Here is a 10652-nt window from a genome sequence, read left to right as displayed (position 1 = left end):
CGCCGGCCGCCTCGCGCGGCCGGTCGTCCCGGCCGCCGGGCTGCCCCACGGACGGGTGGTGGCCGTGCCCGCGGTGACCGCGGCCGGCGGGCACCTCGCGCGACCGGTGGCCGGCGACCTCCGTGCACAGGTGCAGGTCGGACGTCACGTGCGGTGACGACGGCAGGGACCCGCGACGGCCGCCGGTCCCGTTCCTCGTGGAGGAGCCCGCCCTGGGGGCCGCCCGCGTGCGGCCGGAAGCCGCCGTGCCGCACCCGGCCGCCGTCGGACCCGCCGTCGGCGCGGCCGCGAGGGACCTGCCGGACGCCCCCGCCCACGCCCGAGAGATGCCTCCCCGTCGCATGCCCCGAACGCTAGGGCGCCCGCGTGCGGCAGGCAATGGCGAGGCGCGCCGGAGCGCCCGGAGCCGCGGGAGCGACAGACGCGCACGGCGCCGCCCCCGCGGCCTCACGGGCCGGGTCCGCCGGCCGGCCTCCGTCAGCCGGCCGCCTGCTCCGCCTCACCGGGCTTCACGTCCCGCAGCAGGCAGGTCAGCCGGGCGGTGCACACCCGCTTGCCCGCCTCGTCGGTGATGACGATCTCGTACGTCGCCGTCGAGCGCCCCCGGTGCACGGGCGTGGCCACGCCGGTGACCAGACCGGAGCGCGCGCCGCGGTGGTGGGTGCAGTTGAGGTCGACGCCGACCGCGATCCTGGTGCTCCCGCCGTGCAGCATCGAGCCCACCGACCCCAGCGTCTCGGCCAGTACGGCGGAGGCGCCGCCGTGGAGCAGTCCGTAGGGCTGGGTGTTGCCCTCCACCGGCATCGTCCCCACGACCCGCTCCGCGGAGGCCTCCAGGATCTGCACACCCATCCGCGTACCCAGGTGACCCGCGGAGAACAGGGCCGGCAGATCGACGCCGAGCGCGGCGTACTCGTCGATGACCTCCTGTGGGAACCTCACCTGCTGCTGCTCTCCCATGGGCCGGCTCCATTCGTCTCGTCGTGCGTCGGTACGGCTGTCTGCTGAGCGAACGCTCAGTCGGTCGCCGATTGTTCCAGACGCACCACCACGGACTTGCTGGCCGGGGTGTTACTGGTGTCCGCGGTGGCGTCCAGCGGGACCAGGACGTTCGTCTCCGGGTAGTACGCCGCGGCGCAGCCCCGGGCCGTCGGGTAGTGCACGACGCGGAAACCGGGCGCCCTGCGCTCCACGCCGTCCTTCCACTCGCCGACCAGGTCGACGTAAGTGCCGTCCCCGAGCCGCAGTTCCCGCGCGTCCTCGGGGTTCACCAGCACCACGCGGCGGCCGTTCCTGATGCCCCGGTAGCGGTCGTCGAGACCGTAGATCGTGGTGTTGTACTGGTCGTGCGAACGCAGCGTCTGCAACAGCAGCCGGCCCGCCGGCAGCTCGGGGTACTCCACCGGCGCGGCGGTGAAGTTGGCCTTGCCGGTGGCCGTGGGGAAGCGGCGCTCGTCGCGCGGGGCGTGCGGGAGGGCGAAGCCCCCGGGACGTGCCACGCGCGCGTTGAAGTCCTCGAAGCCGGGGATCACCCGCGCGATGCGGTCGCGGATCGTCGCGTAGTCCCGTCCGAACTCCTCCCACGGCACCGTGCTGCCCTCGCCGAGGACACGGCGGGCCAGCCGGCACACGATGGCCGGCTCGGACAGCAGCTGCCCGCCCGCCGGTTCCAGCCGGCCCCGCGAGGCGTGCACCATGCCCATGGAGTCCTCGACCGTCACGAACTGCTCGCCCGCGCCCTGCACGTCGCGCTCGGTGCGGCCCAGCGTCGGCAGGATCAGCGCCCGCGCGCCCGTGACGGTGTGCGAGCGGTTGAGCTTGGTCGACACGTGCACCGTCAGCCGGGCGCGGCGCATCGCGGCCTCGGTGACCTCCGTGTCGGGGGAGGCGGAGACGAAGTTGCCGCCCATGGCGAAGAAGACCTTCGCCTTCCCGTCGCGCAGCGCCCGGATGGCCCGTACGACGTCGTACCCGTGCTCGCGCGGTGGCGCGAAGCCGAACTCCTTCTCCAGGGCGTCGAGGAACGCCGGCGCGGGCCGCTCGAAGATGCCCATGGTGCGGTCGCCCTGCACGTTGGAGTGTCCGCGCACCGGGCACACCCCCGCGCCCGGCCGGCCGATGTTGCCGCGCAGCAGCAGGAAGTTGACGATCTCGCGGATCATGGGCACGGAGTGCTTGTGCTGGGTGAGGCCCATCGCCCAGCAGACGATGACGCGCTCGGACTCCAGGACCATCCGCAGGCACTGCTCGATGTCCCCGCGCGTGAGGCCGGTCGCGGTGAGCGTCCCGTCCCAGTCGGCGGCGCGCGCGGCCTCGGCGAACTCCTCGTAGCCGTGGGTGTGTTCGCGTACGAACTCCTCGTCCACCGCACCCGGCGTGTCGAGGATCAGCCGGTTGAGGAGGCGGAAGAGGGCCTGGTCGCCGCCGAGGCGGATCTGCAGGAACAGATCGGTCAGTGCAGCGCCGGTGGCGAGCCCCTTGGCGGTCTGCGGGTTCTTGAAGCGCTCCAGGCCCGCCTCCGGCAGCGGGTTGACGCTGATGATCCGCGCTCCGTTCGCCTTGGCCTTCTCCAGGGCGGACAGCATGCGCGGATGGTTGGTACCGGGGTTCTGGCCGGCGACGACGATCAGATCGGCCTGGTGGAGGTCCTCCAGCAGCACGCTGCCCTTGCCGACGCCGATCGTCTCCGACAGGGCGGAGCCGGACGACTCGTGGCACATGTTGGAGCAGTCGGGCAGGTTGTTGGTGCCGAGCTCTCGGGCGAACAACTGGTAGAGGAAGGCGGCCTCGTTGCTGGTGCGGCCCGAGGTGTAGAAGACGGCCTCGTCGGGGGAGCCGAGGGCGGTGATCTCCTCGGCGACGATGTCGAAGGCACGCTCCCAGCTCACCGGCTCGTAGTGCTCCCCGCCCTCCGGGAGGTACATGGGGTGCGTCAGCCGCCCCTGCTGTCCCAGCCAGTAGCCGCTGCGGCCGGCCAGTTCCGCGACGGGGTGCTCGGCGAAGAACTCCGGGGTGACCCGGCGCAGGGTGGCCTCCTCGGCCACCGCCTTCGCACCGTTCTCACAGAACTCCGCCCGGTGCCGGTGCTCGGGCTCCGGCCAGGCGCAGCCCGGGCAGTCGAAGCCGTCCTTCTGGTTGACGCTGAGCAGCGTCAGCGCCGTGCGCCTCACGCCCATCTGCTGCTGGGCCATCCGCAGGGTGTGACCGATCGCGGGGAGCCCGGCGGCCGTCCGCTTCGGCTCGGCGACCTGCGGGGCGTCCTGGACGGGATCACCCTTGGGCGGCTTCGTGGCCATCGCACACTCCTGTTCACGCACGTGTGAGGTACGTCTCCGATCCTGCCACGCGACGCCGGCGGCGACGGGGGCCGGACAGAAGGAGCCTTCTCGGCCCGTCCGGCGTTCGAGGCCGGGGCCGGCAGGCCGGTCAGGGGACGGGACCGGGGGGAAGGAGGGGCGAATCAACCCCGGCACCCGCGGCCGGAACCACGGCCGGGACCGACTGTCAGTCGCACATGGCAGGATCGGACCTGTGGCAGACACAGCATCGAAGAAGACCGACCAGACCCCCGGCGGTCCCCGTCCCCGCCTGATGCTCATGGACGGGCACTCCCTCGCGTACCGCGCGTTCTTCGCGCTGCCCGCGGAAAACTTCACCACCGCGACGGGCCAGCCGACGAACGCGATCTACGGCTTCGCGTCGATGCTGGCCAACACACTCCGTGACGAGGCCCCCACCCACTTCGCCGCCGCCTTCGACGTCTCCCGCAAGACCTGGCGCTCGGAGGAGTTCACCGAGTACAAGGCGAACCGCTCCAAGACCCCGGACGAGTTCAAGGGCCAGGTCGAGCTGATCGGCGAACTGCTCGACGCGATGCACGCGCAGCGCTTCGCCGTCGAGGGCTTCGAGGCGGACGACGTCATCGCCACCCTCGCCGCCCAGGCCGAGGCCGAGGGCTTCGACGTGCTGATCGTCACCGGCGACCGCGACTCCTTCCAGCTGGTCTCCGAGCACACCACGGTGCTGTACCCGACGAAGGGCGTCTCCGAGCTGACGCGTTTCACCCCGGAGAAGGTCTTCGAGAAGTACGGCCTGACCCCGGCCCAGTACCCCGACTTCGCCGCACTGCGCGGTGACCCGTCCGACAACCTGCCCGGCATCCCCGGCGTCGGCGAGAAGACCGCCGCGAAGTGGATCAACCAGTTCGGCTCCTTCGCCGAACTGGTCGAGCGCGCCGACGAGGTCAAGGGCAAGGCCGGGCAGAACCTGCGCGACCACCTGGAGTCCGTCAAGCTCAACCGCCGTCTCACCGAGCTCGAGCGCCGCGTCGAGCTGCCCAGAGGCGTCCCGGACCTGGAGCGGGCCGCCTACGACCGCAAGGCCGTGGCGACGCTCCTGGACACCCTGGAGATCAGGAACCCGTCGCTGCGCGAGCGCCTGTTCGCCGTCGACCCGGGCGCCGAGGAGGCCGAGACCACCCCGGTCGTCGCGGAGGGCGTGGAGCTGGACGGCACGGTGCTGGGCACCGGCGAGCTGACCGGCTGGCTCGGGGAGCACGGCACCGGCCCCCTCGGCATCGCCCCCGTCGGCACCTGGGCGCTCGGCACCGGCTCGGTCGCCGAGATCGCGCTGGCCTCGGCCGCCGGACCGGCCGCCTGGTTCGACCCGTCCGAGCTGGACGAGACCGACGAGCAGGCGTTCAGCGCGTGGCTGGCCGACCCGGAGCGCCCCAAGGTGTTCCACAACGCCAAGAGCGCGATGCGTGTCTTCGCCGAGCACGGCTGGAGCGTCGAGGGCGTCACCATGGACACCGCCCTCGCCGCGTACCTGGTGAAGCCGGGCCGCCGCACGTTCGATCTGGACGCGCTGTCCCTGGAGTACCTGCACCGCGAGCTGGCGCCCGCCGCCGCGCCCGACGGCCAGCTGGCCTTCGGCGCGGACGACGGCGCGGAGGCCGAGGCCCTGATGGTGCAGGCCCGTGCCATCCTCGACCTGGGCGAGGCCTTCGAGGGCCGCCTGGCGGAGGTGGGGGCGGCGGATCTGCTCCGCGACATGGAGCTGCCCACGTCCGCGCTGCTGGCCCGCATGGAGCGGCACGGCATCGCGGCCGGCCGGGAGCACCTCCAGGCGATGGAGCAGATGTTCGCGGGCGCCGTGCAGCAGGCGGTGAAGGAGGCGCACGCGGCGGCGGGGCACGAGTTCAACCTGGGCTCGCCCAAGCAGCTCCAGGAGGTCCTCTTCGGCGAGCTGGCCCTGCCGAAGACGAAGAAGACGAAGACCGGCTACACCACGGACGCCGACGCGCTGGCCTGGCTGGCGGGCCAGACCGACAGCGAACTGCCGGTGATCATGCTCCGCCACCGTGAGCAGGCGAAGCTCCGCGTCACCGTCGAGGGCCTGATCAAGACGATCGCCGCGGACGGCCGTATCCACACCACGTTCAACCAGACCGTCGCGGCGACGGGCCGTCTGTCCTCCACGGACCCCAACCTCCAGAACATCCCGGTCCGCACGGACGAGGGCCGCGCCATCCGCCGGGGTTTCGTCGTCGGCGAGGGCTTCGAGTCCCTGCTGACCGCCGACTACAGCCAGATCGAACTGCGCGTGATGGCCCACCTCTCCGAGGACGCCGGCCTGACCGAGGCGTTCACCTCCGGCGAGGACCTGCACACCACGGCGGCCGCACAGGTGTTCTCCGTCGAGCAGTCCGCGGTCGACGCGGAGATGCGCCGCAAGATCAAGGCGATGTCGTACGGCCTGGCGTACGGGCTGTCGGCCTTCGGCCTCTCCCAGCAGCTGAACATCGAGGCGGCCGAGGCGCGAGCGCTGATGGACGCGTACTTCGAGCGGTTCGGCGGCGTACGGGACTATCTGCGCCGGGTCGTCGATGAGGCGAGGGCGACCGGGTACACGGCGACGCTGTTCGGCCGCCGCCGCTATCTGCCCGACCTCAACAGCGACAACCGTCAGCGCCGCGAGGCGGCCGAGCGCATGGCGCTCAACGCGCCGATCCAGGGCACGGCCGCGGACATCGTCAAGATCGCGATGCTGAACGTGGACCGCGCGCTGCGCGGGGCGGACCTGCGCTCCCGCATGCTCCTCCAGGTCCACGACGAGATCGTCCTGGAACTCGCCCCGGGCGAGCGCGCGGCGGTGGAGGACCTGGTCCGCCGGGAAATGGCCGCCGCCGTCCAGCTCCGGGTCCCGCTCGGCGTCTCGGTGGGCGTGGGACCGGACTGGGAGTCGGCAGCGCACTAGCCCGCCGGGCGGGCAGCCGCGAACCCCCGGACGCCGTCCGTCGGCCGGGGCGGCCCGGGGGTGCCGCGGCTCCCGGCGTGCCGTTGCGGCCGGAGCTCGAAGGCTGCTCCGGCGGAGGGCGTCCGGTGGGGTGCGCGCGCCGACCGCATCCGTCCGCCGCGCCGACGGGCACGCACGCCGAGTGACCCGGCAGGACGGGAGTGACCCGGCGGTGCGGGCCGGCGACGCCGGCTCGCCGGGGGCCGGTGGTGTTCCGGCGACTCGGTACCCCGGGGTCCGACCCCCGCCCTGGCACCGCGCCTGTCGCGGCGGCGCCCGGTCCGTCACGGGCGCATGCCGGTGCGGTCCGGCGGCGTCTTCCCGCGGTGGTCGCGGTGAGCCGCCGGCCGTGCCCGCCTCATTCGGCCCGGCGGGGGCGGAAAGCTGCCCCGGAGCCCAGTTCTGCGGCGTCGCCCTGTGCGGGCCGCGAGGGCGGGCTCGTACGACGGCGCGGCTCGGCGGTGACCGACCGCCCCGGTGGGTCACGTCCGCTGTTCTGTCCGGCACCGGGGCACCGGTGCCCCGGTGCTGTGCCTGCCGCGGGGGTGCGTGTCCGCCCCGGTGATGTCCGGGGGTTCCCGGGTCCGAGGTCCCGGAGAACCCGTACCGTCCCCCGGCAGACGGCCACCGAAGCGGCAGGGGCCTGGCGCGCGTGACGCGGCCCCGCCACGGGTGCCCCCGCCACCGAACCGCGGCGGGAACGTCACTCGCGTGGCCCCCGCGGACACGCCGTCGGCCGGGGCGGCCGACAGGATGCGACGCATGGGTATACGCATGCTGCATCGCACGGCGGCACCCCCGCGGGCCGACGCCGACGGACCCACCCCCAAGGCGTTTCCGCCGGTTCCGGTCTTCGCGGCCGCCGCCAGTACCGCCCGCATCCCCGTCACCCTCACCACCGCGCTGCGCAACGCCACCGCGGACCTCGGCCGCCGAGTCACCGCCGGCTGCCGGCGGGGCGACCGCACCCCCACCGGTGAGCAGCCACCCTGGAGGCTGTGGGCCGAACTGGCCCGCGCCTATCTCACCCTCGTGGTCACCCTGCTGCCCCGGCCCCGCCCTGTCCGTACCGTCACCGTGTTCGTGGCGGCGAGCGACACCGTCAGCGTGCGGCCGTACGGTCCGGCCGCCGCGTACCGCCGTCCGCCGAGCCCTCCGTGGCCCGGGTGGCCGGACGCCACGTCCTGACGGCGAGCGCGTACAGCGGCAGCGCGAGGACCAGCCCCGCGCCCGCGCCGAAACACACCGTCGGGATCAGTTCCCAGGGCTTCGCGGTCGCCCCCCAGTAGTCCCACCACCGCGAGGCCCGCTGCCCCGCCGCCACCAGCGCGGCCCCGCCGAGCAGCGCGACGGCCCACCACCGGTCGGTCGCCGAGAGGACCGGCACCCCGCCACCGCCTGCCGTCACGGCCGCCCCGTGCTCCGGCCGGCTCAGCGCGCGTGCCACGAACAGCGCGATGACGACCGCGGCCACCGCCGAACCGCCGTACTGCAGGTACCAGTACAGCGGCGACCCGGCGAACTCCTCGCCCAGCACGGGAAACACCCGCGTCCCCCACCGGTCGAGATGCGTGAACGCGTCCCAGACCACATGCGTCAGCGCCCCCAGCACCGCCGAGACGTACCAGCGCGCCACCAGCGACGGCCCCATGCGCGCACGCGGCGCTCCGCAGCGCACCAGTGCAGCCACCCGTCCCTGCCGCGCCCGGGGCAGCAGCGCCACCAGCGGCTCGCGCACCAGCAGCCACAGCCCCACCAGCGCCCAGGCGATGAGCACATCGACCGTGAGCACGCCCCGGAAGGCGTGTGTCACCTCGCCGAACTCCATCGCCCCCGACCGGACACTCGCCGCGTAGTAGGTCATGTCGGGAGCGAAGCTGCCGGCGATCAGCACGGAGGGGACCAGAGGGCCCCGGCCGCTCCCGTCGGTGCGCACGGCCGGCAGAACCGCCACCGCGTGGCTCAGCGTGAACGGCAAGTCGACTCCCCGCGGCAGGCCTTGACCGGGCCACCGGAGCCCCGTCGATCGGAAGGTCCCCAGTATGCGGGACCGCGGTCACGGGCCCGCTCGCAGCGTGAACGTGGCCAACTGGTGAATATCGGTCATGAACAGGTGTCCGCGCAAGGGAAGTTGTCGTAGGGTCGCGAGGGCCGTCGTGCCGGACGGTCCGTACAGGGCGACCGGTGGGGCGGCGGGAACGCCACAGCCACAGCCACAGCGGGGCGGACAAGCACGCGTTGACGGGCGCCACAGCGCCCACGGGAGGGGTTCACTCTATGGCGGCGCATTTCGGCAGGAGGCTGCGCAAGGGAGCGGCAACCACCGCCGTGGCCGCGGCGGCGGTGGCGGCACTGTCCGCCTCCCAGGCCCCGGGCGTGACTCCGGACGACCAGGGCAGACAGTCCGCCTCCGATGCCACGCCCTCGGCCGGGGAGACCGCCGACGGCGGCAGCGCCACCGGCAACTCGCCGTACTACACGGACCTTCCGCCGCTCAACAGCCCCAACCCCTCCCCGGGCACCGGCACCGGCACGGTCGGCCAGGGTGAGGCCGAGGCGGGCATACCGGCGACCGTTCTCGACGCCTACAAGCAGGCCGAGGCCGCGCTGCGCGAGAAGAAGCCCGGCTGCAATCTGCCCTGGCAGCTCCTGGCCGCCATCGGCAAGGTGGAATCCGGCCAGGCCCGGGGCGGACGCGTCGACGCCGACGGCACCACGCTCTCCCCGATCCTCGGCCCGCAGCTCGACGGCAACGGCTTCGCCCTCATCAAGGACACCGACGACGGTGCCTACGACGGCAACAGCGCCTACGACCAGGCCGTGGGCCCCATGCAGTTCATCCCCTCCACCTGGGACTGGGCGGGCCGCGACGGCAACGGCGACGGCCTCGAGGACCCGAACAACATCTACGACGCCGCCCTCTCCGCCGGCCACTACCTGTGCCGCTTCGACTGGGACCTGTCCGACCGGGGCGACCTCAGGAAGGCGATCCTCAGCTACAACAACTCGACGGACTATGTGAACACCGTCCTGTCGTGGCTGGAGTACTACCGCAAGGGCACCCACGAGGTCCCGGACGGCACCGGCGCCCTGCCCGGGGACCGCAGCGACAACAGGACGGCCCGTCCCACGCCCACCCCCTCGACACCGGCCACCCCGTCGACGAGGCCCGGCCCCACGCCGGACAGGCCGGGCGGTTCCGGCCCGAGTCCGGACCCGAAGCCGCCCGGCTCGGGAACCCCGACCACCCCGCCGCCCACCACCCCGCCGCCCACCACTCCCGCGCCCACCACGCCGCCGACCCCCACCGACACGGTGGACCGCCTGGAGCACGCGGGCACCGCGACGCTCACCGCGATGGCGGGGGACGCCTTCGACCAGAGGATCAGCGCCCGCGCGGAGACGGACGCCGGCAAGGCGGTGGCCAGGGTGCGGATCCGCTTCACGGTCTACGGCGCCACCGACGCCACGTTCGCGGGCGGCGAGAGCGTGGCCACCGTCGTCACCGACCGTTCAGGTGTCGCCGTGGCGCCCGCGCTCCGGGCGGGGGAGAAGACCGGCGCGTTCGCCGTCCGGGCCGTCGTCGTGGGCCGCGAGGTACCGGGCATCGCCTATCGGGCGACGGTCACGCAACGCGTCGCCGACACCCTCGTCCGTACCGGCGACACGGCCCTGACCTGTACCCCGGGCGGGAAGTTCGCCGAAGCGGTGGAGCTGAAGGCCACCTACGGCGGAGCGGTCGCCGACAAGGTCGCCGCCACCGCCACGCTCATCAGGTCCACCGGCGACCCGGCCGAGAACGACAAGGGTCCCTACTTCAAGAACGACGGCGAGGTGATCCGCACGCTCACCGGTCTCGAGACCGACGCGGACGGTCTGCTGCAGCTGCCCCAGCTGTACGCGGACGACACCACCGGCACGTTCCTGCTCCGCGTGACCACCGCCGGCGGAGCGACCCTCACGGTCGAACTCACCGTGGAGCCGGACGGGGCCGGGGACGGAGACGAGGCCGGAGACGGAGCCGGAACACCGCTCCCGACCCCGTCGACGAGTCCAGCGGCCTGACGGACGACGGCGGCACGCCACCGCACCGACGGGCGGTGGCGCGCCGTCTCACCGAGGAGACCGCACGTTTGGGCGGCGCCCGGCCATGAGCCGCCCGGCCCGTAGGCGCCCACGCCGTCAGGCCCGTACGCCTCAGGCCCGCACGCCGCCCGGCCCGTACGCCGCTCCCTCACCGCCCGCGCGCGCCGCATGCCCCGGCGGCCGCCGGACGCATGCGCCGGGCCGTACACCCGAGCAGGGCAGGGGCGCTCCCGGAAGCCGCTGCCGTGTGCGACCCGGTTCCCGTCGGA

At 73.6% G+C, this 10652-nt stretch carries 6 protein-coding genes; 3 read left to right on the top strand and 3 right to left on the bottom strand.

Features of this window, described 5'->3' with window-relative positions; translation table 11 throughout:
- Positions 1-477: 477 nt before the first annotated feature.
- The gene (locus tag HTV45_RS07735; RefSeq protein ID WP_215204883.1) at positions 478-960 is read right to left on the bottom strand and encodes a PaaI family thioesterase; all 483 of its coding nucleotides are present in this window, start codon (positions 958-960) and stop codon (positions 478-480) included.
- 56 nt (positions 961-1016) lie between these two features.
- On the bottom strand, positions 1017-3296 hold the full coding sequence (locus tag HTV45_RS07730) for an FdhF/YdeP family oxidoreductase (protein WP_215204882.1): 2280 nt from the start codon (positions 3294-3296) through the stop codon (positions 1017-1019).
- 235 nt (positions 3297-3531) lie between these two features.
- Between HTV45_RS07730 and polA the strand changes: the two genes are divergently transcribed.
- Positions 3532-6258, top strand: coding sequence for a DNA polymerase I (gene polA / locus HTV45_RS07725; RefSeq protein WP_215204881.1), 2727 nt, complete (start codon positions 3532-3534; stop codon positions 6256-6258).
- A gap of 801 nt (positions 6259-7059) precedes the next feature.
- Complete coding sequence (locus HTV45_RS07720) at positions 7060-7485, top strand: hypothetical protein (protein WP_215204880.1); 426 nt, start codon at positions 7060-7062, stop codon at positions 7483-7485.
- Here the strand turns inward: HTV45_RS07720 and HTV45_RS07715 are convergent.
- Complete coding sequence (locus tag HTV45_RS07715) at positions 7400-8275, bottom strand: DUF4184 family protein (protein WP_215204879.1); 876 nt, start codon at positions 8273-8275, stop codon at positions 7400-7402. The genes HTV45_RS07720 and HTV45_RS07715 overlap by 86 nt on opposite strands.
- Before the next feature lie 299 nt (positions 8276-8574).
- Here HTV45_RS07715 and HTV45_RS07710 point away from each other — a divergent pair, with 299 nt between their 5' ends.
- The gene (locus tag HTV45_RS07710; RefSeq protein ID WP_215204878.1) at positions 8575-10362 is read left to right on the top strand and encodes a lytic transglycosylase domain-containing protein; all 1788 of its coding nucleotides are present in this window, start codon (positions 8575-8577) and stop codon (positions 10360-10362) included.
- Positions 10363-10652: the final 290 nt, after the last annotated feature.

It is taken from the genome of Streptomyces sp. CHD11 (assembly GCF_018638295.1).
Lineage (GTDB): Bacteria > Actinomycetota > Actinomycetes > Streptomycetales > Streptomycetaceae > Streptomyces.
The sequence above is the reverse complement of the archived record's forward strand: the minus strand, read 5'-3'. Positions and strand labels throughout refer to the sequence as shown.

What these genes read in the sequence shown, in the direction of transcription:
- HTV45_RS07735 (WP_215204883.1), bottom strand. Translation starts at nt 960, where the DNA reads ATGGGAGAGCAGCAGCAGGTGAGGTTCCCACAGGAGGTCATCGACGAG.
- HTV45_RS07730 (WP_215204882.1), bottom strand. Translation starts at nt 3,296, where the DNA reads ATGGCCACGAAGCCGCCCAAGGGTGATCCCGTCCAGGACGCCCCGCAG.
- HTV45_RS07720 (WP_215204880.1), top strand. Translation starts at nt 7,060, where the DNA reads ATGGGTATACGCATGCTGCATCGCACGGCGGCACCCCCGCGGGCCGAC.
- HTV45_RS07710 (WP_215204878.1), top strand. Translation starts at nt 8,575, where the DNA reads ATGGCGGCGCATTTCGGCAGGAGGCTGCGCAAGGGAGCGGCAACCACC.